Raw genomic sequence first — 24901 nt, 5'->3', positions numbered from 1 at the left:
TAGCGCGGAACATGAGCACAAATTCGACCCGCACGCCCCTGGACCATATCCGCAACTTCTCGATCGTTGCCCACATCGATCATGGCAAATCGACGCTGGCCGACCGGTTGATCCAGTCGACGGGCGGCCTTGCCGAACGCGACATGTCGGAACAGGTTCTCGATTCGATGGATATCGAGCGCGAGCGTGGCATCACCATCAAGGCACAGACCGTGCGCCTGCATTACAAGGCGAACAACGGCGAAACCTATGTGCTGAACCTTATCGACACGCCCGGTCACGTCGACTTCGCCTACGAAGTGTCCCGCTCGCTTTCGGCCTGCGAAGGCTCTCTGCTGGTGGTCGACGCATCGCAGGGTGTGGAAGCTCAGACGCTTGCGAACGTCTATCAGGCGATCGACAACAATCATGAACTCGTCACCGTGCTCAACAAGGTGGACCTGCCTGCGGCAGAACCGGACCGCATCAAGGAACAGATCGAGGAAGTGATCGGCATCGACGCATCCGAAGCTGTGTTGATTTCGGCCAAGACGGGTCTTGGCATTCCCGATGTTCTCGAAGCCATCGTCCACAAGCTGCCGCCACCGAAGAGCGAAGGTGGCGAGAGCGCGCCGTTGAAGGCCCTGCTGGTCGACAGCTGGTACGATACCTATCTCGGTGTCATGGTTCTCGTGCGCGTCATCGACGGCGTGCTGAGCAAGGGCCAGCAGATCCGCATGATGGACACCGGGGCCAAGTACGGTGTGGAACGCGTCGGCGTACTGACGCCGAAGATGGTCACTGTCGATAGCCTCGGCCCTGGCGAGATCGGCTTCATCACCGCCTCGATCAAGGAAGTTGCCGATACGCGTGTCGGCGATACGATCACCGACGACAAGCGCCCGACGGCGCAGGCTCTTCCCGGCTTCAAACCCGCCCAGCCCGTGGTGTTCTGCGGCCTCTTCCCGGTCGATGCTGCGGACTTCGAAGATTTGCGCGCCGCGGTGGGCAAGCTTCGACTGAACGACGCCTCCTTCTCCTACGAAATGGAATCGTCCGCTGCTCTGGGCTTCGGTTTCCGTTGCGGCTTCCTTGGCCTGCTGCACCTCGAGATCATTCAGGAACGCCTCGAGCGCGAGTTCAATCTCGATCTGGTCGCAACCGCCCCTTCCGTTGTCTATGAGATGACGCTGACGGACGGCACGGAAAAGGAACTTCACAACCCGGCCGACATGCCGGACGTGGTGAAGATCAAGGAAATCCGCGAGCCGTGGATCAAGGCGACGATCATGACGCCGGACGAATATCTCGGCGGCATTCTGAAGCTCTGTCAGGACCGTCGCGGCCTTCAGACGGAACTGACCTATGTCGGCAACCGTGCCATGATCACCTACGAACTGCCGCTCAACGAAGTGGTGTTCGACTTCTACGATCGCCTGAAATCCATCTCCAAGGGTTACGCCTCTTTCGACTACAACATCATCGACTATCGCGCAGGTGATCTGGTCAAGATGTCGATCCTCGTCAACGGCGATCCGGTCGATGCGCTCTCCATGCTGGTTCACCGCTCTGCGGCGGACCGCCGTGGCCGCGGCATGTGCGAAAAGTTGAAGGAACTCATTCCGCCGCACATGTTCCAGATCCCGATCCAGGCAGCCATCGGCGGCAAGGTGATCGCACGCGAAACCGTGCGCGCGCTGCGCAAGGACGTGACAGCCAAGTGCTACGGCGGCGACGCCACCCGCAAGCGCAAACTTCTGGACAAGCAGAAGGAAGGCAAAAAGCGCATGCGCCAGTTCGGCAAGGTGGAAATACCGCAGGAAGCCTTTATCGCCGCTTTGAAGATGAACGACGAGTGAGAGAAAAACTTTCATCGGAATATCGACAGGGGAGGCTTTGCCTCCCCTTTTCGTTTCCGGCTTTGTCTCAGGCGTGCAGTTTCGCGCCCTTGGTGATCTTGTCGACGATCTTTTTATCGGCGCGGACGCCGATGCCAACGACCCTGGCGTTGTCAGGCGAAAACTCTGAAAACACCTGCCGGTTGGCAGCGTCGTGGCCGGTGGAGAACATCTCCTCGATGTAGAGTGAGGTCACGACGTCACGCTCAAGCGAGCGGCCGTGGATTTTCCGCAGGGTTTCCTGATCCGCAGCCGTCACCACAACCGGCTGGACGGACAAAGGGTTATAGACGTTACCCGCGCCATCGCGGTATGGTTCACCGATGACATCAGGTGTCTGGGCGACAATTCCGGACATGAGGAATGCGGTAACATTCAGTTTTTGCCATGTGGCAAGGTCATCCCGAAGGACAATGGCGATCTTGGTATCGAACATGCGAACTCAATCCGGTTGCGTTTATGAAAGAGCCAATCCTAGACCCGCGCGGCGCCGACGATCTTGAACGTTCGTGCAGCTTTGAGGGCATTGTGCGTGCGCCAGCGAGCGGAGGGATCGAGCGCATCGATGCCCGGTTTCACGGCAACGCCTATTCTCCGCATCGTCACGACACCTATGCGCTGGGGGTGACGATTTCCGGCATACAGACATTTTCCTACCGCGGACAATCCCGTTACAGCGCGCCGGGCAACATCATTGTGCTGCATCCAGACGAGGTTCACGATGGCGGTGCAGGTACGGACGAAGGACTGCATTACAGGATGCTATACCTGCCGCCGGAATGGATGATCGCCGCCGCCGATCATCACGATGCGCTGCCCTTCGCAAAAAGCCCGGTCATAGAAGATGAGGCGTTCAGGCGATGTCTTGTGGAAGCTCTCGGCAATCTGGATCAGAAGCCGACCGACCTCCAGCTCGCCGACTGGCAATCGCGGCTGGCCGACCTTCTCTGGAAACATTCGGACGGAAAGGCTCGGAGAACCAGACAGATTGACCGGGCGGCCGTGTTACGCTGCCGTGATTATCTGTGTGAAAACAGCCACCGCGTCGTCAGTTCCGACGACCTCGAAATGATCAGCGGTCTGGACCGCTTTACGCTTTCGCGCCAGTTCCGCGCGATACTCTCGACCAGCCCGCACCGCTATCTCATCATGCGACGTCTTGAGAAGAGCAAGGCCATCATGGCGACGGGTGCCGGTCTGGCCGAAACCGCATTCGCCTGCGGCTTTGCGGATCAGGCACATTTTACCCGCCATTTCAAAGGTGCTTTCGGGATAACACCGGGGCGCTGGCTCAGTCTCACCTCACACTGAGCGCTTTCATTCTCTGACGACAGGAGCGCTCCATAAAAATAACCGCCTGCCCGAAGGCAAGCGGTTATTCTGGTCATACTTAGAAGCCCTTTAAGGCTGTGTCTGGGTGCCGCCAGTGCCAGGCGTTGCAGGGGCTGGTGCGGCATCGTTGGCCGGCGGCGTGGCTGGTGCTGTCGGCGTCATGGGAGCCGGGGCCGGAGCCTGATCGGTCACGGCCGGCGGCGTTGTTGAAGACGTGGTGGCCGGATCGGTCGTCGGGCCGCTCATCTGCGACCAGGCGAAGATGCCAACCAGCACAACAACAATCACCGCAAGCCATGGCGTCCACGACATGCGGTCACGCGGTTCATTGGTAATATTGACTTCCGGGCGAAGATCTCGTTCCGGACGTGGGTTGCCGGGATCAAATGTCATTGCATTTCCTCCTCTTCACTCTGAGGGGAAAACGGCGTTCACAAGATTTTGTTCCATTTCGTTTCCGCGTACTCACAAAAAGCGGAAAAGGCCCACGCAATCGGTTAACCCTGAAGCGACTGCTGCAAAACCGTCGTCAGCCTCGGATCGGACATCTGGGCAACGTTGAACCGCATGAAACGGGCGGCGCCCTGCGACAGGCTGAAGACATTGCCGGGAGCCAGCACGACATTGTGCGCAAGCGCCCGTTTCGCAACCGCCGCCGCATCTGCACCATCCGGCAGACGGCACCACAAGAAAATTCCTGCGTCCGGCTCGATCCATGGCATGCAGCCCAAGGCTTTCAAACGTGTCGATACATCCACCATGGCAAGACGCAGCCGATGTCTCAGGGCTTCCATATGCTTGCGGTAACTGCCGTCCTTCAGGAGGGACAGAACCAGGGCCTCGGAAAAATGGCCTCCACCGAAAGATGTGGCTATCTTCAGGTCGATCAACGGCTCCACCCAGGCCTCCGGCGCGGCGATAAATCCGCACCGCACGGATGCAGAAAGAGTTTTCGAGAAGCTGCCGATCTGGACCACACGATTCAGCCCATCAAAGGCCGCCAGACGCGGTGATGGCCGCGTTTCGAAATCCGCGAAAATGTCGTCCTCGATGATCGTCAGCCCGGCCCGCTCAGCCAGAAGCAGAACACGATGAGCGGTGACGGGGGACAGCGAGGCACCGGTTGGATTATGCACAGCAGAATTGGTGATGTAGAGGCGTGGCTGGTGTTCCAGCAATGCCTGCTCGAAAAGCGCCAGATCCGGTCCCGTCGGCGTATAGGGAACACCAACGGTATTCACGCGGTGCGCCCTCAGCAAGGCATGAAAGTTGAAGTAACAGGGGTCGTCGACGATCACCGTATCACCGGGTTGCAGCAGGAAACGGCAGAGAAGATCGATTGCCTGTGTCCCGGATTCCGTCAGCACGATCTGATGCGCACCAGCCTGAATGCCGGTATGGTCGAGCCTGCGCGACAGGAGCTGGCGCAACGGCAGAAGGCCCATCGGGCTTGCATATTCCGTCAGCAAGGCGGTATCGGCACGAGCAATGCCCCTTGCGGCACGCCTCAACGCCGCCTCCGGCAACCAGGACGGCGGCAGCCAGCCACAACCAGGCTTGGCAAAACCGGGAGCATCATCAAGCGCCTGCCGCGAAACCCACAAAGGATCCACTGCTCTCTCCATCCGTGGCGCCATCTTGGCAAGCGACAGCGGTGCAAGCGGACCCGCCACATAAAAGCCGGATCCCGGCCGCGAACGTAGCGTGCCATCTGCGACAAGGCGATCATAGGCCTCGACAACGGTCGAGGTTGACACCCGCATGGATTTCGCCAGCAGCCTGACGGAGGGCAGTCTGGCGCCGGGGACGAGGCTTCGCGCGGCAATGCGTTGATGGATGCTCGTCATGACAGTTTCTATCAACGTACCGGAGACTGCCGCTCCCTCAACGCTCTTGTCCATCTGTATTGCCCAATACACCATAACAGTTTCTTCAAACTGTATACCACTGTCACTGTCTGTTCCACCTGTTCCGTAGCAAGGAGGTAAAGAGACAGGAGACGGGTTATGAGCAGAATAACAAGCGGTTGGTTGAGCGGCTTTATCGGCGTGGTGATTTTCAGCGGTTCCCTACCCGCCACACGACTGGCGATCATGGATTTCGATCCCGTCTTCCTGACCGTTGTCCGCGCAAGCATTGCGGGCGTTCTGGCTCTGGCTCTACTTCTGATGTTTCGGGAAAAACGCCCGTCGCGCAGCAACATGATTTCTCTTGCCGTCGTTTCGCTCGGTGTCGTGGTCGGATTTCCTCTCCTCACCGCACTTGCGCTCCGCCATGTCACGGCGGCGCATTCCATCGTGTTCGTCGGGCTGCTGCCGCTGGCAACTGCCATTTTCGCAGTGCTGCGTGGTGGAGAGCGCCCTCGCCCGGCTTTCTGGGTATTTTCATGCCTGGGAAGCTTGCTGGTTGCAGGATTTTCCCTGTCGAACTCCATCGCAACCGGGCTTGAGACGTCGTTCTACGGCGATCTTCTGATGCTGGCAGCCATTCTCGTCTGCGGGCTTGGTTACGCCGAAGGGGCCGTACTTTCCCGAACGCTGGGCGGTTGGCAGGTCATTTCATGGGCGCTGGTGCTCTCGCTACCGGTAATGCTGATCCTCTCCATGCTGACCATGCCGTACTCGTTGCACGGCATCGGGGCATCGGCTTGGGGTGGACTTGCCTATGTCTCGCTGTTCAGCATGCTCATCGGCTTCGTGTTCTGGTATCGCGGGCTGGCGCTTGGCGGCATTGCCGCAGTCGGGCAGCTGCAACTCCTGCAACCATTCTTCGGGCTGGTGCTGGCGGCCACCCTGCTTGGTGAAACCGTCAGCATCACCATGATCGCGGTTACCTTCGCGGTAGTCGCCTGTGTCGCGGGCGCCAGAAAATTCGCCCGCTGAGCAGGAAAACTTATCTTTAGCTTGCGCTGCGGCCGAGCCAACGGTGCCAGGCGTCCTCGCTGCCGTTGAAGACATTCAGGTCGATTTTGCCTTCGACGCCGTGTGAAAGTCCGGAACCGGAATACTGCCAGAACAGCCACTTGCGATCCGGATAGACCTTGGATGGGTGCTGGGCCACGGCGCGCAACCAGAATGGATAGTTCTGGAACTCGCCGGACAGGTGATCCTTGTAGAAGTCAGGTGCAGTATAAATGATGGGACGCTGGCCGTAATGGCGTTCCAGCATGTCCATGAAGACCTGCATCTTTTCCAGCACCTTGGCGCGTGGCAGGCGCATCTTGCAGCTCGACTCGCCGTTATATTCCACGTCGATCACCGGCGGCAGCGCATCGGGATCACGCGGCACGTTGCGAATGAACCATTCCGCCTGATGGCTTGCCGGGCGGCACCAGTAGAAGAAATGGTAAGCGCCGCGACGTATGCCGGCCTGCTTCGCACGCTGCCAGTTGGTGCGGAACATCGGATCGAGATGATCTCCACCATCCGTCGCCTTGATGAACGCAAAGTTCGCGCCGCGCGTTCTCAGCATAGGCCAGTCGATATTGCCCTGCCAGCGAGAGACGTCGACGCCATGCACCTGGAAATGACGCGGCTGGACCTTACCGAAATTGATCGGCTTTGCGTCGCTGAAACTGGACCGGAAGACACGCGAGCGAGCCTGTGCCCCGGCTGCGGCGGCGGGAGAGGCAGCCATAGCGAGCTGAACCGGACGCTCCGCCGGGCGCGCCATTCCCACATCCGGCATGGCTGGATGAGCAATTTCCGGCGCGGCCTGTGGCAAGGTCGCCTGCGGCGTTATGGCAGAAAAGGCTCTCGGCTCGTCCGGCACGGGTCCGCCCCAGGCCAGAACCTCCTGGCGGGGCTGCGCCTTGATCGGTTCCGAGCCCACATTCGCCTGCGGCACCGGCGATGATGGCGTTACCGAACTGGTCGTCTCCTTTGAGGGAATCCCTGCCATCAGGCTTTCCGGTCCCGAACTGGACGTGCAGCCGCCGAGAATAAGGCAACTGAAGAAAAGTGCTGACACAGCCGATGAACGCATGGGGACCCGTTACGCAAAACATTGGGGAGGCGCTCTCACGCCGACCCGAGACCTCGAAAATACAATTGCTAACGGAAGATTATCAAAAAAGACTGAATCTTATCTTTACGCGGAGCCCCCCTGCCCCCACCCATCAATTCTGATAGCGCCAGGCCAACCCTCGTCAAACCGGGAACCATTCGGGCCTGCCTACACCTTGACAGACAGGGTGTTAACGATAAATCGCGGATCCAAGCTGGACAGCATTAAAACAGCCTGACGGGCCACTTGCCCGATTTCACGGATTTCGTGGCGTCAGATCGGACACTGTTTCCTAATTCGATTTGCGCCAGGACAGGGAGGTATAGTTGAAAGCAATCGCAACTTTTTCAAACTTTATCGGCAAGACATTTGCCATATGGGTCATTTTATTCGCCGCGCTGGGCTACGTGTTCCCGGATACGTTCAAACAGATCGCGCCATGGATCGTTACCCTGCTTGCTATCATCATGTTCGGCATGGGCCTGACGATATCGGTTGACGATTTCCGCGAGGTTGCAAAACGGCCGTTCGATGTCGGCATCGGCGTTTTATCGCAGTTCCTCATCATGCCGCTGCTTGCGGTTGCGCTGACGAAGATCATTCCAATGTCTCCAGAAGTTGCAGCGGGTGTCATTCTGGTCGGCTGCTGCCCCGGCGGTACATCGTCCAACGTCATGACCTATCTCAGCAAGGGCGATGTTGCACTTTCCGTGGCCTGCACGAGTGTAACAACGCTGGCTGCGCCGATCGTTACTCCGTTCCTCGTCTGGCTTTTCGCCAGCCAGTATCTGCCAGTCGACGCAGCCGCGATGTTCGTCAGCATCGTCAAGGTCGTACTGGTGCCACTGGCGCTGGGTTTCGCACTACAGAAGCTTGCACCGTCGATCGTGCACAACGCCGTTCCGGCCTTGCCGCTGGTCAGCGTTACCGGGATCGTGCTGATTGTTGCCGCAGTCGTTGGCGCCAGCAAGGGTGCCATTGCACAGTCAGGTCTGCTGATCTTCGCAATCGTCGTCCTGCACAATGGTCTGGGATATGCGCTAGGTTTCTTTGCCAGCAAGGCATTCGGCCTTTCACTTGCAAAGCGCAAGGCCATTGCCATCGAGGTCGGCATGCAAAATAGTGGCCTCGGCGCGGCTTTGGCCAACACCTATTTCTCGCCGGTTGCGGCCGTGCCCAGCGCCATTTTCAGCGTGTGGCACAATATTTCGGGCGCGCTGCTTGCAAACTTCTTCTCTGGAAGAACGGAAGAGACTCCCGTCGGCTCCACAAACAAAATCGGCTAAGCCAGAGCGAGAAAACGAACCGCATCGCAACGCCTTGCGGTTCGTTTCAATATTCAGTCACTAGCACGACACCATCGCAATATCACACGAGCTGAACCCAGGCCCGCGCTATCGCAAGGCCTGCAGCGTCAGCCGCCTCTCCGCTCCCATCACGGTGGCTTCGGTAATCCTCGAGCCAACCGGGCGACATTTTCTCGATCGAGCTGGAAAAGCCAGTGCACCACTCGTCGACGACACCCGTCGCTGCCTCGAAGTGGAACTGCGTCCCATAGGCTGCCCTGCCGATGCGAAACGCCTGATTTTTCGTGGCGGGATTGCTTGCCAGAAGAATTGCGCCGTCCGGCAAGGTGTATGTATCGCGGTGCCATTGAAAAATGGGAAACGTATCGCCCACCGCCGTCATCACCGGGTCGGACCGTCCCTCATCCGTCAAGGCGACTTTCTCCCAACCGAATTCCAGCGTGCCGTTCAGGATGTTTCGACCATCATAGGCGCGGGCCAGCAACTGGCTTCCCAGACACACTCCCATCACAGCCTTGTCGGCATCTCCAAAGGTCTTCATCAGCCGGGCAAGATCGGGCAGGTAAGGATAAGCAGCGTCATCGAGCGCGTTCTGCTCCCCACCCAGAACCACAAGCGCATCGTGGCTTTCCGCATCTGCGGGAAGCGGATCTCCGGCATAGGCGCGGATGACGTCCAGTTCCGCATTCGCCTCTTTAAGGGCTACGCCCAGTTGACCATGCGGAGTTCCCGCCATGTTCTCGATGATTGCAACGCGCATGATGTCTCTTCGGAAAAATAATAAAGCCGGCTTTGTTCGGGGTGGTACCGTCAAAGCCAGCTTCATCACGAGAAACCCTGATTTTCAAGAGGCGGGAGGCACCATCTCGATCAATCTGGAATGTTCTAGAATTCCTTGCGCATTTTTGCGTCGACGGAATGCCGGTTCCCGCCACGAACGGCAAAGAACAGGAAGATGGCAGCCCACAGGATGGACTTCTCCGCCCCGCCAAGCCCTTCAGCCTTCACGATGCCATGGAAGTAGACCGTGACGAGCAGAACGATCATCGCCGCAAAGGACGCCGGACGTGTAAACAGTCCAATGGCGATCAGAATGCCTCCAAAGAACTCGGTTGCCGCCAGCAGGGGCGACCAGAATACGCCGGGATAAAAGCCGAGGCCTTCCACCATGCCAACGGCACCAAAGGGGTTCATTATCTTGCCGAAGCCGTGGGTCACGAGCAGAAGACCGGCTGCGACACGCAGGATCGTCTCCACAAGGTCGTGGGTTGAGTTGTAAACGGGTGCAACCGCGGGAACGAACAGACGTCCGCGGCTATGGTCGAACTGGGCCATATGATCTCCATGTCTAAGCCTTTGATGACTTATCTGTTTGCAAAAAAGACGTATCGGGAGATAGATCACCGCGGTAAAAACATGAGCATAAAAGTTGATATTTTCGTGATTTCACATTGAGGAGAAACGGCAATGCAAGACCGCAAACCATGCATCACAATCACCTACTGCACGCAATGCAACTGGCTCTTACGCTCCGGATGGATGGCACAGGAGATTCTCCAGACGTTTTCCTCCGAAGTTGGCGAAGTCAGCCTGATTCCCTCCACGGGGGGGCGTTTCGAAATCGCCGTTGATGGAAATATCATATGGGAACGCAAGCAAGACGGCGGCTTTCCAGGCCCCAAGGAGCTTAAACAGCGAATCCGTGACGTCATCGACCCCGATCGTGACCTTGGTCATGTAGACCGAAGCAGGCACGAAGGACTCGACACCTGACCTGAGACTCACCTTTCAACAGTGGAATGCAAGTTTTTTCCCTTTAAAATCAATGATCGTCATAAAAGTTCAAAAAGTCTGTTGACACCGGGCGGCTGCCCCCGTACATGGCTCCTCGTCGCCCAGATGGCGGAATTGGTAGACGCGCCAGCTTCAGGTGCTGGTACTCGAAAGGGTGTGGAGGTTCGAGTCCTCTTCTGGGCACCATTCCATTTTTGATCTTAGCCAGATCAAACACTTAGCTTTCCCAAAAAGCAGAAAAACCTGAAGGACGCCTCATAGGAGGTGTCCTGCGCGGTGGCTTCGGCCACCCGGTTTCAGGGTGGTTGAGCCTCAAAAAGTCCATGTAAAAAACGACGATCCAGAACGCACGCGGACGCAATGCGTCATGTCGCGCAAAGGCGCCGCTCAATCACTCGAATTTCAGGCCAGTCAGGGCTGTTCAGCGTCAGTTCCGCTGTTTTCCGCGTGCTGTTCGCAATTCGGCGTACAGGAAAGAACGGTGCGTTCCGTCTGGCGGAACACACGTACCGTATTGCCCTCATCGATGGAGACGAGGATACGCTCATCGACGATAGGATTGCCATCTGCGTCGAGAAGCACAAGATTTGTCGTACCGAAGCTTCTGCCTGTCAGAACGATCGTGGTGGCATCCGCCACGGTTGCGTCGGCCACCTTGGAATTGCCAACGATCACCTTGCTGACCGGGCGATCCAGCCTAAGCACGCGGGCATGATTCATCGACACGCGCAGCATGTCTTCCTGGGCAAAAACCGACTGCGCCGATCCGGAAAGAAGCACGGACAAGCCGAGAGCGATTTTCATCAATGTAGGGGAAGACATGCGTTTGAGCCCTTGTTCACGACACGCATCTGATATCGTCCCAAAATGATCGCTTTTAGTGAACGAAGCGTTAAATCGCCGAAATCGGCAAAATATCCAGTAACCATTAGCATTTTCCAGCCGTCGCGACCGCAAGCAATCGCGTCAAAACTGCACACCGAAATGTCTCAATGAATTACATCACCACCGAATTATGTCGACTTATGAAACGGTGAAATATATGCCTTTCCCGACAAAGATAAAAAGTTGCTCAATACTTTGTTCTTTTGTTTACCACACGAAATTCAAACAGTCGTTTACCTTTCGTTAATCGCTTTTTTTAAGTGGTTGGAAATTGCTGCTCTGTAGGTTGAGGCCAACCGAACAACGGATAACAGTTGTCGGCGTGCGGAATTAAACCCAGAAGAGTTAGGAGTTCTCCATGTCCAAGATTTTCGCTCGTTTCCTCAAAGACGAATCCGGCGCGACGGCAATCGAATACGGCCTGATCGCAGCCCTCATTTCCGTTGCCATCATCGGCGGAGCCACAACCGTTGGAACTCAGCTGACGACGCTGTTCGAAAACATCGGCACAGAAATGACGACGGCAGCGACTGCCACCAAGTAATTTGCTAGTCGCCGCGGCATGACCGCCATGCCGCTCCTTCACCGGGGGCGGCATTTTTACTTTTGAGTGGCATAGTGTTCTCAGTCTTTTGTGGAACAAACTAGCTGAAAAGAAGGACTGGCCATGGTGATTGCAGCCATTTTCCTCATTCTGCCGCTCTGCCTTGCCTTTGCAGCGCTGACAGACCTCATCAGCATGACCATCCCCAACAGGATACCGCTTATCCTGCTTGTGTCCTTTGTCTTCATTGCACCGTTTACGGGCATGGACTGGCAGACCTTCGCCATGTCGCTTGCAGCGGGTGCCGCCGTCTTCTTCGTCTGCTTTGCCCTGTTTGCCGCCAATGTCATGGGCGGGGGCGACGCCAAGCTTCTGACAGCCGCCGCCGTGTGGTTCGGCTTCAATCTCTCACTCGTCGAGTTCCTGATCGCAGTCGCCTTCATCGGTGGTCTGCTGACAATCGGCATTGTCATTTTCCGCTCCCGCGCGCAACAGATCATGGCAACCGGTCTTCCAGTTCCCGACTCGCTTCTGGTTGCAAAAAAGATTCCCTATGGAATAGGCATCGCCATCGCAGGACTTCTTACCTATGGCGATACGCCACTGGTTAACGCCGCTATCGCCAGCCTTTCTTAAGTAAAAAACGCGCGGAAACGGATTAAACACCCGTTAACCACAAATCTAAGCGCGAAATTAACCATAATTATACGAATCACGGGCCATCCTGAGTGGAGAAGAATCTGTTCCCCTCAAGGATCGAGCATGAAACCGTCGCGTATCATCATCCTGTCTGTCGCCTTGGTGGCCGCCGGTCTTGCCGGTGTTTTGGCCATGCGGCTTTCCGGCGCGAAACAGGTGATAGAGAAAGCGGAAACGATCATCCAGAAGGAGCCGACGGTCAACGTTCTCGTCTCTTCCGTCAGCCTGCCGGTCGGCAGCCGTCTGAACGACAGTTCCATGCGCTGGGCACCATGGCCGCAAGGCAACATCGTGAACAGCTTCATCACCGACGCCCAGAGGCCGAATGCCATAGCAGAGCTTTCCGGCGCCGTTGTAAGGCTGCCTCTGTTCGAAGGTGAGCCACTGCGGCCGGAAAAGGTCGTCGATTCCAGCGCCCGCATCATGTCATCTCTTCTGCCCGCCGGTAAACGCGCCGTCGCAACGGAGATATCGGTTTCCACCGGTGCCGGCGGTTTTGTGCTGCCCAATGACCGTGTCGATGTCATCATGGTTCGCAAGAGCGATAGCGGTGCCTTCCTAACAGAAAACGTTCTGAACAACGTGCGCGTTCTGGCAATCGATCAGCAGATCAAGGAAGGCGAGGACGGCACGACGGCCGTTGTGGGCGCAACGGCAACGCTGGAACTGACGCCGGAACAGGCGAAAATCATGACGGTGGCGCAGCAGATGGCGGACCGCCTGACACTGGCGCTGCGCTCAGTCGCCGACGCACAGGAAAACGACACGTTTTCTGCCGGTTATCTTCTGAGTGGCGGCTCGGGGCAGCCGGAAATCCAGGTGATCAAATCCGGCTCGATCGTCAAGGGCGGTCAAGGAGCATCACAATGACCGGGGGAACCATGGCGAAGCGCATTAAAAGCCATCTGCGCGCATCGATAACCGGCAGCCTGGCATTCTGCCTGGCTTTTTCCGGCATTCCGGGCCACTACGCGCCAGACTCCCTGCGGATGAGCGAAGCGCTGGCTCAGAATGCCAGCATCGTGCGGATCACCGACAGCGGGACGGGTGTCCGCAAGCGTCTGAAGCTCGGTCTGAACAAGGCGCTGGTGATCGACCTCCCGGAAGACGCGCACGACATTCTCGTCGCAGACCCCCTGCTTGCAGATGCCGTGACGCGCACTTCCAGACGCATCTATCTTTTTGGTAAAACTGTCGGCCAGACCAACATCTTCATTTTTGGCGATAACGGGCGGGAAATCGTCAGCCTCGACCTTGAGGTCGAGCGCGACATTTCAGGCCTCGAGGCCAATATCAGGCGTTTCATCCCCGATTCCGACATCAAGGTGGAGATCGTCTCGGACAACATCGTGCTGTCTGGCAGCGTGCGCACGCCGCAGGATTCGGCGCGCGCCGTCCAGCTTGCCGAAATATTCCTCAAAGGCGGCGAAGCAACCACGCGCAGCATCACCCTGACAGGCGGCAAGCAGGGCGGAGACGCGGCTATCTTCGCGGAAGACCGGCAGACCTCCCAGATCGTCAACATGCTGACGATCGAAGGCGAGGATCAGGTCACGCTGAAAGTCACGGTTGCAGAGGTGAGCCGTCAGGTTCTCAAGCAGCTTGGCTTCAACGGATCCATCGGCGTCGGCGGCAATCAGGCACGGGGCGGCGTCTCGTTCTCGAACCCGGCAAATCTTGGCAACGCCATCGCTCTCGGTTCCACCGGGAACGTTGTCGGCGCGATCGGTGAAGTCACGCTTGGAAGCTATTTCAACGCCATGGAACAGGCAGGCGTGATGCGCACGCTTGCCGAACCCAGCCTCACCGCTATCTCCGGCGAGCAGGCCAAGTTCTACGTCGGCGGAGAATTCCGCCAGGCTGGAACGCAGGAAGTCGATATCGATGAAGAAACCGGCCGTCCGACGGTGACGCGTACCACAAATACCGTGGACTACGGTATCGAGCTGAATTTCCGCCCGGTCGTTCTGTCTCCGGGCCGTATCAGCCTCCGGATCGAAACGAATGTTTCCGAGCCGACATATGAAGGCAACGTCACGACCGGCAACGGCTCGAGCCTCGCCGTTCCCGGCAGCACGTACATGTCGATCCGCAAACGCGAGGCATCGACCAGCGTCGAGCTTCCCTCCGGCGGTTCCATCGTGATCGCCGGTCTGGTGCAAGACAACATCCGCCAGGCGATGTCCGGCCTGCCGGGCATTTCCAAGGTTCCCGTGTTCGGCACGCTGTTCCGCAGCAAGGACTTCATCCGCAATGAAACCGAACTGGTCATCATTGCCACGCCGTACCTCGTACGGCCAGTCGCACGTAACCAGATCGCCCGGCCCGACGACAACTTCAACCCGGAAAACGATGCAGCCATGTACTTCATGAACCGGGTCAACAAGGTCTATGGCCGCAAGGACAAGGTTCAGGCAGCACCGTACCAGGGATCAGTGGGGTTCATCTACAAATGATGGCACATACACACAACATCCACCCGTCAAGCCCGGTCACGACAGGACATGTCATGCAGGAAGCCTCCTCTTTTCCCTCCAAGCGCTTCGCCGCCAAAACCGGGCTGGTGATTGCGGTGGCACTTGCCGCCGGCCTGTTGCAGGGCTGCGCGCGCGATCCGCTGACGACAAACGCCATTCCCGATGACTACCGCACCCGTCATCCCATCACCCTTTCGGAAGCGGAACATTCAATCGACATTCCCGTTTCGGCGGGCGATAGCCGGCTGACGAGAGCAATGGCGGACAATGTTCGCGGTTTTGCCCAGAGCTACACCTCCACGTCGACGGGCATCATCAATATCCAGACGCCATCCGGCTCACCGAATTCCGCAACTGCCACGAAGATGGTCCGGCAGATACGCGCAGCGCTTTCCGGCGCAGGTGTGCCGTCAGCCAAGATCATGGAAACACGTTACAGTGCGGGCGCAAGCGGCGATGCCGCGCCTATCCGCCTGAGCTATGTCGCAGTTACCGCCATGACCGGCCAATGCGGCCAGTGGCCGGAAGACCTTTCCGACAACACCTACGCCAACAAGAACTGGTACAATTTCGGCTGCGCCTCGCAGAACAATCTGGCTGCACAGGTGGCCAACCCCATGGACCTCGTCGGTCCGCGCGGCATGAGCCCGATCGATGCGGAACGCCGTGCGGTGGTTATCGACGCGTACCGCGCCGGCAAGAACCCCGCGACCCCGAACTGATGCGTTTCAAACGAATGTTACGACGGACAAGACGATGAGCACGGTAGAGTACGACATTCAGACGCAAAACAGCGGCGACGCCGATGCCGAGCCGTCAATCCGTGTATCGGACATGGATCGGCTGCGCCCGCTTCCCCGTATATCCGTTCACACCTTCTGCATCAGCGACAGCATGCAGAAGGTCATGGACGCCCTGTCCAACGACCGGCGCATGAGCAAGGTAACGCTGCGCGTCACCAAGGGCGATATCAATGCAGCGGCGACGATGTTCTCATCGTCTCCCACCCCGAACCTCATCATTCTCGAGACGGCAAGCAACCCGTCTTCCCTGCTGGACGACCTGTCGCCACTCGCCGAAGTCTGCGATCCGTCCACGCGCGTCATCATCGTCGGCCGGCACAACGACATCACGCTCTATCGCGATCTGATCCGCAACGGCATCTCGGAATATCTTGTTGCTCCGGTCGGAATGACCGATCTGCTGGCATCCATTTCGGCCATCTTCGTCGACCCGGAGGCCGAGCCGCTCGGACGCAACATCGCCTTCATCGGCGCCAAGGGCGGGGTTGGTTCCTCGACGATCGCGCACAACTGCGCGTTTGGGATTGCCAGCCTGTTTTCCACGGAAACGATCCTGGCCGACATGGACCTTGCCTACGGCACGGCCAACATCGATTTCGATCAGGATCCCGCGCAGGGCATGGCGGAAGCCGTGTTTTCACCGGAACGACTGGATGAGGTGTTTCTCGACCGCTTGCTGACGAAGTGTTCGGATCATCTGTCCCTCCTCGCAGCCCCTTCCCTGCTCGACAGAACCTATGATCTCGACCGGCTGGCGTTCCAGCCGATCATGGAGGTTCTGCAACGAAGCGCGCCGGTCGCCGTCCTGGATCTGCCGCATCACTGGTATGACTGGACCCGTACGGTGCTTTCGGAAGCCGACGAGGTGGTCATCACCGCCGTTCCCGACCTCGCCAACCTGCGCAACACCAAGAACCTTTTCGACGCGTTGAAGAAGCTGCGCCCGAACGACAAACCGCCTCACCTCATTCTCAATCAGGTCGGCATGCCGAAGCGTCCGGAAATCGCGCCTGCAGATTTCCTCGATCCGCTGGAAATAGAACCGATCGCCATCATTCCTTTCGACGTGCAGCTGTTCGGCAGCGCCGCAAACAGCGGCCGCATGATCCGGGAGATCGACGAGAAGTCTTCGGTCGCCGAAACCTTCTCGCAGATCTCCCATATCGTCACCGGCCGCACCATGATCCGCAAGAACAAGCGGGGCGGTCTGGACAAGCTGATGAATCTTATCAAGCGCAAGTAGCGCTTGCCTTTGAGCCTGAACGGAAAACACCGATGTTCGGAAAACGCGGAAGCGACAGCCCAGCCAAAAGTGCAAAAACGGATTTTCCCGCTGCGGTAACCGTGCAGGCACCCGTTGCGCCCGAGCCTCGTCCGGAACCTGTGGCCACGGTCGAACCGGGCCAAGCCGCCGCGGCGTCGCGGCAGGCGTACGTTACCACCCCGCCGCAACCCAAAAAGCGTGCACGCACCGAAGAATATTACAATACGAAGAGCCAGGTCTTTTCGGCGCTGATCGACACGATCGATCTTTCGCAGCTCGCCAAGCTCGACGCGGAAAGCGCGCGCGAGGAAATCCGCGATATCGTCAACGATATCATCACGATCAAGAACTTCGCGATGTCCATTTCCGAGCAGGAAGAGCTGCTAGAGGACATCTGCAACGACGTTCTGGGTTACGGGCCGCTGGAGCCGCTTCTTGCCCGCGACGACATCGCCGACATCATGGTCAACGGTTCTGGCCAGACCTTCATCGAAGTGGGCGGCAAGACCATCGAGTCCGACATCCGATTCCGTGACAATGCGCAGCTGCTTTCGATCTGCCAGCGTATCGTCAGCCAGGTCGGCCGCCGCGTGGATGAATCCAGCCCGATCTGCGACGCCCGTCTTCCAGACGGCTCCCGCGTTAACGTCATCGCTCCACCGCTTGCAATTGACGGTCCGGCGCTGACCATCCGAAAATTCAAGAAGGACAAGCTCACGCTCGAGCAGCTCGTGCGGTTTGGCGCCATCACGCCGGAAGGCGCGACCCTGCTCAAGATCATCGGGCGTGTCCGCTGCAACGTGGTGATTTCCGGCGGAACGGGTTCGGGGAAAACAACGCTCCTCAACTGCCTGACAAGCTTCATCGAAAAGGATGAGCGCATCATCACCTGTGAGGATACCGCCGAACTGCAGCTACAGCAGCCACATGTCGTCCGGCTCGAAACCCGCCCGCCGAATATTGAAGGCGAAGGCGAGATCACCATGCGCGACCTCGTGAAAAACTGCCTGCGTATGCGTCCGGAACGCATCGTCGTCGGCGAAGTGCGCGGGCCGGAGGTCTTCGACCTTCTGCAGGCAATGAATACGGGTCACGACGGGTCTATGGGCACGATCCACGCCAACACGCCACGCGAATGCCTGAGCCGTATTGAATCGATGATCGCAATGGGCGGCTTTACCTTGCCGGCAAAGACGGTTCGCGAAATCATTTCAGGCTCTATCGACGTGGTCATTCAGGCTGCCCGTCTTCGAGACGGTTCGCGCCGCATCACCCAGATCACCGAAGTCATCGGAATGGAAGGTGATGTGATCGTCACCCAGGATCTGATGCGCTACGAAATCGAGGGCGAGGACGCAAACGGAAAGCTGATCGGCAAACACGTCTCTACGGGGATCAGCAAACCCCACTTCTGGGATCGCGCTCGCTATTACGGGGAAGAAACCCGGCTGGCGGCAGCACTCGACGACATGGAAAAGAACTCCTAAGGAAGGCGTCCTCGATGAACCTCACAATCGTTCTGCTTGTGACGCTTGTCGCCATCTCGGCGGGGGGGCTCGCCTATGCATTCCTGTTTCCGCAGATAGAGGTGGAGAAAAAGACCACCACCCGCATGAAGCGGGTGAAGACGGCGGAAACGGACCATACAAAAATCAAGGCCGCGCGGGATCGCGTTCAGGACCTGAGCAAACGCCGGAAGTCCATGCAAGACAGCCTGCGCGAGCTGGAAAAGAAGCAGGACGAGAAAGCCAAGAAGGCAAGGAACATCAGCTTGCGGGAAAAGCTGGTTCAGGCGGGTCTGGAAATTTCGGTCCGCCGGTTTTACGTCATGAGCATAGGGTCGGCGCTGGCTGCAAGCTTCGTTGCGCTTCTCTACGGCCTCCCGTTGATGATTGTTCCGCTTCTGGCGATTGTTCTGGCGCTTGGTCTGCCACGGTGGATTATCGGTTTTCTGATCAAACGCCGCCAGAAAAAGTTTCTCGAGGAGTTTCCGAATGCGTTGGACGTCATGTGCCGTTCCATCAAATCCGGATTGCCACTGAACGATGCCGTTCGCCTGATTGCGTCGGATGGACAGGAGCCGGTCAAAACCGAGTTCCAGCGCGTCATCGATGCCCAGCAGGTCGGGATAGGTATCCCGCAGGCAATCGAGCGCATGATGCTGACCATGCCGCTTTTCGAGGTGAATTTCTTCAGCACCGTCATAAACATTCAGGCGCAGGCCGGCGGCAACCTTTCCGAGGCACTCGCCAATCTGTCGAAGGTTCTGCGCGAGCGCCGCAAGATGCGCGCCAAGGTGCAGGCGCTTTCCATGGAAGCAAAGGCATCGGCAGTCATCATCGGCGCCCTGCCGTTCATCGTCATGCTGCTGGTTCACCTGACGTCGCCGAGCTATCTCGCTGTCCTCTTCACGGACACGCGCGGCCACATCATTCTCGGAGCTTCCGGGTTATGGATGTCGATAGGCATCATCATCATGCGCAACATGATCAACTTCGACATCTAAGGTACGGCCATGACAGGAAGTCTTCTTTCAAGCCTCACCGACCCGCAGACGCTGATCGCGATACTCGTTACGCTTGCCGTTTTTGCGACCCTTTACACAATGGTCATGCCCTTCCTCGAAAGGAAGGATTTCAACAAGCGGATGAAGGCGGTTTCTTCGGAACGCGATCTTATCCGCACCCGCGAGCGCGAGCGTATGGCGACCGTGGGCAGAGAAAACAAAGCCTCGCTGCGAAGCACCAACAACAAGTCTGCACATCGCCTCGTGGAGCGTTTCAACCTGCGCGAAGCCCTTGCCGACAAGAACACGATGAACAAGCTGCGCGCGGCTGGCCTGCGCTCGCAGAACGCGTTCAACCTGTTCCTAGCGGCTCGCTTCGTCCTGCCGTTCATTTTTCTTGGTCTTGCAGCCACCTGGGTGTTCATTCTCGGAAACCTTGCCGACAAGTCTTTCATCGTGCGGCTGATGGTCGTTCTGATATCCGGTTACGTCGGCTTCTATGCTCCGAACATCTACATTTCCAACCGGATGACCAAGCGGCAGCTCTCCATCAAGCGGGCCTGGCCGGATGCACTCGATCTCATGTTGATCTGTATCGAATCCGGCGTGTCGATGGAGGCAGCCATGCGCCGCGTGGCGGAGGAAATGGCTGAACAGTCACCGGAACTCGCCGAAGAGATGATGCTGACGACCGCCGAGCTGTCCTTCCTTCAGGACAGGCGCGTGGCGCTTGAAAACTTCGGCATGCGGACGCAACTGGAAGCGGTGAAGAGCGTCGTACAGGCACTTATTCAGGCTGAGCGATACGGCACGCCGCTGGCGCAGGCATTGCGCGTTCTGGCGCAGGAAGGTCGCGACGAACGCATGAACGAGGCGGAAAAGAAAGCCGCTGCCTTGCCGCCCAAGTTGACCGTGCCGATGATCCTGTTTTTCCTGCCGGTGCTTGTCGCCGTCATTCTTGGCCCTGCGGGCATCCGCGTCGCCGATACGTTCTGATCGGACGGTTGCCGCCCAAAACGGCGGCTTGATACGCTATATAAGGAAAAAGGGCTGGCTCAGCCGGTCGTCCTGTCGTCCTTTTTCGCCAGCTGCTGCCAGGAATTCTGCTGCGCGAGCATGGCACGCAGATAGCTGAGATTTGCCTGAGCTTGCTGCGGTGAAAGTTCCTGCGCCGCAATCCGTTCAGCATCGGCAAAACGGCCTTGCAGGCCAACCACGAGCGCAAGATTCTGGCGAACGCGGCTGTCCGCACCGGGCTGGGAAATCGCCGATTGAAGATATGTTTCGGCCGTGCGCGGATCGCTCGAAAGCACGTAGGACATGCCAAGGTTCGAAAGGACGCTCGGATCATTGGGTTTCAGATCCAGCGCCTGACGATATTTGGCGCGCGCCTCGTTCGACCGCCCAAGCTGGTCGAGAACCGCGCCTTCGGCGGAGTAAAGCCGCCAGTCGGGCCGGTCCGGGGTCTGCGCGCGCTGAATGGTGGACAATGCCTGCTCCAGCTGACCGCCCGCGGCTTGCGCCTTGCCGAAGGCCGCAAGCACATCGCGGTCGGCAGGGTGGGCAATGGCAACCTGCTGCATGACGGCCAGTGCCTGCGTATTCTTGCCGGTCATCATCAGCAGGTTGGCGTAATTCATACCAACGGATTTGTCTCTGGGGCTCCGCTCATAGGCTTTTCCAGCCGCACTTTCGGCCTGCCGCAGCTGATCCATGTTCATCTGGTCGTAGGAGCGCGAGGCTGTGGGGATGGAGCCCGTTGACATGCGATCCGGCTTGTTGGTGCTTGCGCATCCGGAAACAGCCAGAACCAGCGCCATCATATAAACGCCGCTCAGCAACCTCTTCCGGTTGATGGATCCTGAAGAAAAAGCAACCATGACATTGCCCCCGCACATGAGTTATATCGATCTTGCGCCCGACACACGACAGACTCACATGACGCAACTTTCGCTAAAGCAATAATCTGTTAACCCTAACAGAGTGTTAATCGCACCGATTCTGGACGTTGGAGCGCCTCGCATCCGAAAGGACGCTCTAACCCTTTTTGAAACTGCGCATCGTTCCCGTGAAAAATCACGTAGGATTTTCGGACCGATGCGGCAACGAGAGCAGACCATGGCGCCCTACCAGTTCATCGAACGCCCCACCCCTTTCAGCACCCAGTCCGGAAAAACCCTGCCGGTTTTTGCCGTCACGCCTGCACATATCGAGCAGGGAGCCATCGATCCTCTCGCACTCGACTGGGCGAAGAAGGCAGGCTTCAAGGCAGACGCGGGCGCGGTATTGCTGATTCCGTCCGCCGACGGTTCGCTGGGCGGCGTTCTCCTAGGGCTTGGCGGGAACCCTTCCGAGGTTCCCTTCATCACGGGCAAGCTGGCGCGTGAGCTGCCCGAAGGCGACTGGCATATCGAAACCGCTCCACTGACGGCCAACCGTCTGGCGCTCGGCTTTGGTCTTGGAAGCTACCGCTTCGACAAATACAAAACCGTGAAATCCAACGGTGCGAAACTGCTCGTCCCGCAGGATGCGGAAGACGGCGAAATCGTGCGTATTCTCGCCGGCGTGTTCCTTGCCCGCGACCTCATCAACGTGCCGGCCAATGACATGGGGCCGGATCAGCTGGAGATCGCATTCCGGGCGCTTGCCGCCCACTACAAGGCGAAGGTGAAAACCGTTTCCGGCGAAGATCTACTGAAACAGAACTTCCCGCTCGTCCATGCCGTCGGCCGCGCAAGCGAGGGTGCTCCCCGCCTGCTTGAGATGAACTGGGGCAAGAAAGGCAACCCTCGCCTGACGCTCGTCGGCAAGGGTGTGTGCTTCGATACCGGCGGCCTCGACATAAAGACTGCCGCCTCCATGGCACTCATGAAGAAAGACATGGGTGGCGCTGCCAACGTGCTCGGCCTTGCGCTGATGATCATGGATGCCAACCTCCCCGTCGAGCTTCGCGTGATTGTGCCCGCAGTGGAAAATTCCATTGCTTCCAACGCCTTCCGTCCCGGCGACATATACAGAAGCCGCAAGGGGTTGACCGTGCAGATCGACAACACGGATGCGGAAGGCCGGCTCATTCTGGCCGACGCGCTGGCCTATGCCGATGAGGATGCCCCGGACCTGATGATCGATATGGCGACACTGACGGGTGCGGCCCGCGTAGCGCTTGGCCCCGACCTGCCGCCGTTCTTCACCGACGACAACGACCTCGCCCACGACATCTTCGAGGCCAGTATCGACACCGACGATCCGCTGTGGCGCATGCCGCTCTATATGGGCTACGACAAAGACATACGCACACGCGCAGCAGACATCACCAATGCGCCTTCTGGCGGCATGGCAGGATCGATCACCGCAGCGCTGTTTCTGAAGCGTTTCGTCACGAACACCAAGAAGTGGGTTCATTTCGACATCTACGGCTGGTCGCCAAGCGAAAGGCACCATTCTTCCATCGGTGGCGAGGCACAGGGCATCCGCGCTCTGTTCCACTACATCTCGCATCACTTCGCGAAGTAACGACAAAAAAAGCGGAGAGTGGGCTCCCACTCTCCGCTTTTTTAAACGAGAACCTTCTGTTCCTTCAGGTCTTCCTGACCGAAGAACCTGAGGTAACGCTGAACCTCGGCCGGGTCGCCGGTGGCTTTCTGCGGATTGTCGGAGAGCTTCACTGCCGGCCGACCATTCGCATCGCTCACCTTGCAGACGATGGAGATCGGCTTCAGGCTGGCGATAGTCTTCGGAGCGCAACCTGCGAAATCGTTGGTGAGGTTGGTACCCCAGCCGAAGCTCATCCGTACCCGGCCTTCGAAATGCCGATAGGTGTCGATGATCGCATCGACATCAAGTCCATCGGAAAAGATGAGCATCTTCTTGCGGGGATCGCGTCCCATCTTCTTCCACCACTCGATGATCTTTTCACCACCCTCGATCGGCGGTGCGCTATCCGGGCGAAAACCCGTCCAGTCTGCCACCCATTCCGGCGCGCTGCGCAGGAATGCCGCCGTGCCAAAGGCATCGGGAAGAACAATCAGCAGATTGCCGCCGTAAAGCCGGTTCCAGTCCTTGAGAACCTGATAGGGCGCCGTCGAGAGTTCCTCATCCGTCTTGGCGAGGGCCGCGACGACCATCGGCAATTCATGGGCATTGGTGCCGACCGCTTCCAGATCGGAATCCATGGCCAAAAGAACATTGCTCGTGCCGGTAAAGGCCGGACCGATACCTTCCTTCAGAGCTTCGACGCACCAGCGCTGCCACATGAAGCTATGGCGACGGCGCGTGCCGAAATCGGAAATGCGAAGGCCGGGAAGCTCACGCAGCCGCTCGACCTTTTCCCACATCTTTGCCTTAGCTCGGGCATAAAGCACGTCGAGGGTAAAATAACCGAGGGAGCGCATGGCACTGCGCGACCGCAGCTCGTTGATGATGGCAAGCGCCGGAATCTCCCAGAGCGTGGTGTCCATCCAGCGTCCGTGGAAATTCAGTTCATACTGCCCGTCGCGCTTGTAAAGCTCGTATTCCGGCAGCTGATAGCTGGAAAGCCACGACAGGAACTCCGGTTCGAAGATCTGCGACCGGCCATAGAAGGTGTTACCGGCGAGCCAGATATTTTCCTTTTTCGACAGCCGCAACGTGCGCGCGTGATCGAGCTGCTCACGCAGTTCCATTTCGTCGATCTCGTCGGCGAGGCGCACCGTCTTCGTGCGGTTGATGACGGAGAAAGTCGCGTCGACTTCCGGATAAAGCTTCCAGATCATCTGCAACATCAGAAGCTTGTAGAAATCCGTATCGATCAGGCTGCGGATGATCGGATCGAGCTTCCAGGTGTGATTGTAAACACGGGTTGCTATATCGGTCTTCGTCATGGCTCGCATTCCCCCCATCGGCATGGCCGATGTCACTGCGCATTCCGGCAGTATCAATCTGCTACACCAGAGACTTATCTGAAAATGCGAGGACAAGTCCAGAGCGGGAGAAAGCGAAAGGTGGCGTCGATGCGGCCTCAGAAGGTCGGATCGTGGGGATTTATGCCGGGATACCATCCCTGCGAGGTGGGGTTGCGTCCACCAAAGGTGGAAATACCGTTCTCATCGGTGCAGCGATAGCCCTGCACGGCGAGCCCGCGACTACCAAAGACATTGCGGTAAGGGCCACGCGAATAGCCCGTCGAACCCATTTCGCTGTGGCACCTGTATCGGACTTTTGGCTCCAACGTTCTTGGATCCTTGACGCCGGGCAGATTGACATAGGCATCCGGCGCAGGTTCGAAACCTTTCTGGAAAACGGTCTGCGCATGGGCGGCGGAGGATACGAGACACACCGCCACCATAACAATCAAACTGATCTCAGCCTTTAGCGTCATCCATGCCATTCCCGTATCGTCATGCCAGAAAGATGTAAGTCTTCCGAAGCAT

At 58.0% G+C, this 24901-nt stretch carries 25 protein-coding genes and 1 tRNA gene; 16 read left to right on the top strand and 10 right to left on the bottom strand.

Features of this window, described 5'->3' with window-relative positions; all coding sequences use genetic code 11:
* Positions 1-11: 11 nt before the first annotated feature.
* Entirely contained in the window at positions 12-1838 is a 1827-nt protein-coding gene (lepA, locus tag N7578_RS10330) for a translation elongation factor 4 (RefSeq protein WP_422646699.1), read from the top strand.
* Between the two features lie 67 nt (positions 1839-1905).
* Here lepA and N7578_RS10325 read toward each other — a convergent pair whose 3' ends face one another.
* On the bottom strand, positions 1906-2313 hold the full coding sequence (locus N7578_RS10325; protein WP_311110259.1) for a DUF2000 family protein: 408 nt from the start codon (positions 2311-2313) through the stop codon (positions 1906-1908).
* Positions 2314-2405: 92 nt separating this feature from the next.
* Here N7578_RS10325 and N7578_RS10320 point away from each other — a divergent pair, with 92 nt between their 5' ends.
* A complete protein-coding gene (locus N7578_RS10320; protein WP_311112463.1) occupies positions 2406-3188 on the top strand; it encodes an AraC family transcriptional regulator in 783 nt (260 codons plus the stop codon).
* 90 nt (positions 3189-3278) lie between these two features.
* Here the strand turns inward: N7578_RS10320 and N7578_RS10315 are convergent, their stop codons facing one another.
* Positions 3279-3602 carry a hypothetical protein gene (locus N7578_RS10315; RefSeq protein WP_311110258.1) on the bottom strand — a complete coding sequence of 108 codons (324 nt, stop codon included), beginning with the start codon at positions 3600-3602 and terminating at the stop codon, positions 3279-3281.
* A 104-nt stretch (positions 3603-3706) separates the two neighbouring features.
* A complete protein-coding gene (locus N7578_RS10310; protein ID WP_311110257.1) occupies positions 3707-5110 on the bottom strand; it encodes a PLP-dependent aminotransferase family protein in 1404 nt (467 codons plus the stop codon).
* A 105-nt stretch (positions 5111-5215) separates the two neighbouring features.
* Between N7578_RS10310 and N7578_RS10305 the strand changes: the two genes are divergently transcribed.
* A complete protein-coding gene (locus N7578_RS10305; protein ID WP_311110256.1) occupies positions 5216-6091 on the top strand; it encodes a DMT family transporter in 876 nt (291 codons plus the stop codon).
* Between the two features lie 16 nt (positions 6092-6107).
* Here the strand turns inward: N7578_RS10305 and N7578_RS10300 are convergent, their stop codons facing one another.
* Entirely contained in the window at positions 6108-7193 is a 1086-nt protein-coding gene (locus N7578_RS10300) for a GH25 family lysozyme (RefSeq protein WP_311110255.1), read from the bottom strand.
* Between the two features lie 347 nt (positions 7194-7540).
* Here N7578_RS10300 and N7578_RS10295 point away from each other — a divergent pair, with 347 nt between their 5' ends.
* Positions 7541-8500, top strand: coding sequence for a bile acid:sodium symporter family protein (locus tag N7578_RS10295; protein WP_311110254.1), 960 nt, complete (start codon positions 7541-7543; stop codon positions 8498-8500).
* A gap of 82 nt (positions 8501-8582) precedes the next feature.
* Here N7578_RS10295 and N7578_RS10290 read toward each other — a convergent pair whose 3' ends face one another.
* Positions 8583-9281 (bottom strand): type 1 glutamine amidotransferase, encoded by a 699-nt coding sequence (locus N7578_RS10290; RefSeq protein WP_311110253.1) that lies wholly within the window; start codon positions 9279-9281, stop codon positions 8583-8585.
* Between the two features lie 125 nt (positions 9282-9406).
* A complete protein-coding gene (locus N7578_RS10285) occupies positions 9407-9856 on the bottom strand; it encodes a DoxX family protein (protein ID WP_311110252.1) in 450 nt (149 codons plus the stop codon).
* A 132-nt stretch (positions 9857-9988) separates the two neighbouring features.
* Between N7578_RS10285 and N7578_RS10280 the strand changes: the two genes are divergently transcribed.
* On the top strand, positions 9989-10294 hold the full coding sequence (locus N7578_RS10280; RefSeq protein ID WP_311110251.1) for a SelT/SelW/SelH family protein: 306 nt from the start codon (positions 9989-9991) through the stop codon (positions 10292-10294).
* Positions 10295-10414: 120 nt separating this feature from the next.
* Positions 10415-10501, top strand: a tRNA-Leu gene (locus tag N7578_RS10275).
* 225 nt (positions 10502-10726) lie between these two features.
* Here the strand turns inward: N7578_RS10275 and N7578_RS10270 are convergent.
* Positions 10727-11119 carry a pilus assembly protein N-terminal domain-containing protein gene (locus tag N7578_RS10270; RefSeq protein ID WP_422646722.1) on the bottom strand — a complete coding sequence of 131 codons (393 nt, stop codon included), beginning with the start codon at positions 11117-11119 and terminating at the stop codon, positions 10727-10729.
* A gap of 439 nt (positions 11120-11558) precedes the next feature.
* On the opposite strand from N7578_RS10270, the gene N7578_RS10265 reads away from it, so the two are divergent.
* The 9 genes from N7578_RS10265 to N7578_RS10225 all read left to right on the top strand — a co-directional run bounded on the left by N7578_RS10265 (position 11559) and on the right by N7578_RS10225 (position 20489).
* Complete coding sequence (locus N7578_RS10265) at positions 11559-11744, top strand: Flp family type IVb pilin (RefSeq protein WP_311110249.1); 186 nt, start codon at positions 11559-11561, stop codon at positions 11742-11744.
* 123 nt (positions 11745-11867) lie between these two features.
* Positions 11868-12380: a prepilin peptidase gene (locus N7578_RS10260; RefSeq protein ID WP_311110248.1), complete on the top strand. Its 513-nt coding sequence runs from the start codon at positions 11868-11870 to the stop codon at positions 12378-12380.
* 126 nt (positions 12381-12506) lie between these two features.
* On the top strand, positions 12507-13313 hold the full coding sequence (cpaB, locus tag N7578_RS10255; RefSeq protein ID WP_311110247.1) for a Flp pilus assembly protein CpaB: 807 nt from the start codon (positions 12507-12509) through the stop codon (positions 13311-13313).
* The gene (locus N7578_RS10250) at positions 13310-14899 is read left to right on the top strand and encodes a type II and III secretion system protein family protein (RefSeq protein ID WP_311110246.1); all 1590 of its coding nucleotides are present in this window, start codon (positions 13310-13312) and stop codon (positions 14897-14899) included. Before cpaB ends, N7578_RS10250 begins: the two co-directional genes overlap by 4 nt.
* A 53-nt stretch (positions 14900-14952) precedes the next feature.
* Positions 14953-15642 (top strand): CpaD family pilus assembly protein, encoded by a 690-nt coding sequence (locus N7578_RS10245; RefSeq protein WP_311112462.1) that lies wholly within the window; start codon positions 14953-14955, stop codon positions 15640-15642.
* 34 nt (positions 15643-15676) lie between these two features.
* Positions 15677-16966: a CpaE family protein gene (locus N7578_RS10240; RefSeq protein ID WP_311110245.1), complete on the top strand. Its 1290-nt coding sequence runs from the start codon at positions 15677-15679 to the stop codon at positions 16964-16966.
* Positions 16967-16998: 32 nt separating this feature from the next.
* The gene (locus tag N7578_RS10235; protein WP_311110244.1) at positions 16999-18474 is read left to right on the top strand and encodes a CpaF family protein; all 1476 of its coding nucleotides are present in this window, start codon (positions 16999-17001) and stop codon (positions 18472-18474) included.
* A 14-nt stretch (positions 18475-18488) separates the two neighbouring features.
* The gene (locus N7578_RS10230; RefSeq protein WP_311110243.1) at positions 18489-19493 is read left to right on the top strand and encodes a type II secretion system F family protein; all 1005 of its coding nucleotides are present in this window, start codon (positions 18489-18491) and stop codon (positions 19491-19493) included.
* 9 nt (positions 19494-19502) lie between these two features.
* The gene (locus N7578_RS10225) at positions 19503-20489 is read left to right on the top strand and encodes a type II secretion system F family protein (RefSeq protein ID WP_311110242.1); all 987 of its coding nucleotides are present in this window, start codon (positions 19503-19505) and stop codon (positions 20487-20489) included.
* 59 nt (positions 20490-20548) lie between these two features.
* Here N7578_RS10225 and N7578_RS10220 read toward each other — a convergent pair whose 3' ends face one another.
* On the bottom strand, positions 20549-21259 hold the full coding sequence (locus N7578_RS10220; protein ID WP_311112461.1) for a tetratricopeptide repeat protein: 711 nt from the start codon (positions 21257-21259) through the stop codon (positions 20549-20551).
* A 352-nt stretch (positions 21260-21611) separates the two neighbouring features.
* Between N7578_RS10220 and N7578_RS10215 the strand changes: the two genes are divergently transcribed.
* The gene (locus tag N7578_RS10215) at positions 21612-23006 is read left to right on the top strand and encodes a M17 family metallopeptidase (protein ID WP_311110241.1); all 1395 of its coding nucleotides are present in this window, start codon (positions 21612-21614) and stop codon (positions 23004-23006) included.
* A gap of 41 nt (positions 23007-23047) precedes the next feature.
* On the opposite strand, the gene pncB is transcribed toward N7578_RS10215, so the two are convergent.
* Positions 23048-24352: a nicotinate phosphoribosyltransferase gene (gene pncB, locus N7578_RS10210; protein WP_311110240.1), complete on the bottom strand. Its 1305-nt coding sequence runs from the start codon at positions 24350-24352 to the stop codon at positions 23048-23050.
* Positions 24353-24489: 137 nt separating this feature from the next.
* The gene (locus N7578_RS10205; RefSeq protein WP_422646721.1) at positions 24490-24816 is read right to left on the bottom strand and encodes a hypothetical protein; all 327 of its coding nucleotides are present in this window, start codon (positions 24814-24816) and stop codon (positions 24490-24492) included.
* Positions 24817-24901: the final 85 nt, after the last annotated feature.

Source organism: Agrobacterium tumefaciens, from assembly GCF_031801495.1.
Lineage (GTDB): Bacteria > Pseudomonadota > Alphaproteobacteria > Rhizobiales > Rhizobiaceae > Agrobacterium > Agrobacterium tumefaciens_K.
Note: the sequence above shows the minus strand (reverse complement) of the source record. Positions and strands in the feature narration are given on the sequence as shown.

Coding starts and splice junctions, on each gene's coding strand:
- lepA (WP_422646699.1), top strand. CDS start 12: ATGAGCACAAATTCGACCCGCACGCCCCTGGACCATATCCGCAACTTC.
- N7578_RS10325 (WP_311110259.1), bottom strand. CDS start 2,313: ATGTTCGATACCAAGATCGCCATTGTCCTTCGGGATGACCTTGCCACA.
- N7578_RS10315 (WP_311110258.1), bottom strand. CDS start 3,602: ATGACATTTGATCCCGGCAACCCACGTCCGGAACGAGATCTTCGCCCG.
- N7578_RS10310 (WP_311110257.1), bottom strand. CDS start 5,110: ATGGACAAGAGCGTTGAGGGAGCGGCAGTCTCCGGTACGTTGATAGAA.
- N7578_RS10305 (WP_311110256.1), top strand. CDS start 5,216: ATGAGCAGAATAACAAGCGGTTGGTTGAGCGGCTTTATCGGCGTGGTG.
- N7578_RS10300 (WP_311110255.1), bottom strand. CDS start 7,193: ATGCGTTCATCGGCTGTGTCAGCACTTTTCTTCAGTTGCCTTATTCTC.
- N7578_RS10290 (WP_311110253.1), bottom strand. CDS start 9,281: ATGCGCGTTGCAATCATCGAGAACATGGCGGGAACTCCGCATGGTCAA.
- N7578_RS10285 (WP_311110252.1), bottom strand. CDS start 9,856: ATGGCCCAGTTCGACCATAGCCGCGGACGTCTGTTCGTTCCCGCGGTT.
- N7578_RS10280 (WP_311110251.1), top strand. CDS start 9,989: ATGCAAGACCGCAAACCATGCATCACAATCACCTACTGCACGCAATGC.
- N7578_RS10270 (WP_422646722.1), bottom strand. CDS start 11,119: ATGAAAATCGCTCTCGGCTTGTCCGTGCTTCTTTCCGGATCGGCGCAG.
- N7578_RS10265 (WP_311110249.1), top strand. CDS start 11,559: ATGTCCAAGATTTTCGCTCGTTTCCTCAAAGACGAATCCGGCGCGACG.
- N7578_RS10260 (WP_311110248.1), top strand. CDS start 11,868: ATGGTGATTGCAGCCATTTTCCTCATTCTGCCGCTCTGCCTTGCCTTT.
- cpaB (WP_311110247.1), top strand. CDS start 12,507: ATGAAACCGTCGCGTATCATCATCCTGTCTGTCGCCTTGGTGGCCGCC.
- N7578_RS10250 (WP_311110246.1), top strand. CDS start 13,310: ATGACCGGGGGAACCATGGCGAAGCGCATTAAAAGCCATCTGCGCGCA.
- N7578_RS10245 (WP_311112462.1), top strand. CDS start 14,953: ATGCAGGAAGCCTCCTCTTTTCCCTCCAAGCGCTTCGCCGCCAAAACC.
- N7578_RS10240 (WP_311110245.1), top strand. CDS start 15,677: ATGAGCACGGTAGAGTACGACATTCAGACGCAAAACAGCGGCGACGCC.
- N7578_RS10235 (WP_311110244.1), top strand. CDS start 16,999: ATGTTCGGAAAACGCGGAAGCGACAGCCCAGCCAAAAGTGCAAAAACG.
- N7578_RS10230 (WP_311110243.1), top strand. CDS start 18,489: ATGAACCTCACAATCGTTCTGCTTGTGACGCTTGTCGCCATCTCGGCG.
- N7578_RS10225 (WP_311110242.1), top strand. CDS start 19,503: ATGACAGGAAGTCTTCTTTCAAGCCTCACCGACCCGCAGACGCTGATC.
- N7578_RS10220 (WP_311112461.1), bottom strand. CDS start 21,259: ATGTCAACGGGCTCCATCCCCACAGCCTCGCGCTCCTACGACCAGATG.
- N7578_RS10215 (WP_311110241.1), top strand. CDS start 21,612: ATGGCGCCCTACCAGTTCATCGAACGCCCCACCCCTTTCAGCACCCAG.
- pncB (WP_311110240.1), bottom strand. CDS start 24,352: ATGACGAAGACCGATATAGCAACCCGTGTTTACAATCACACCTGGAAG.
- N7578_RS10205 (WP_422646721.1), bottom strand. CDS start 24,816: ATGGTGGCGGTGTGTCTCGTATCCTCCGCCGCCCATGCGCAGACCGTT.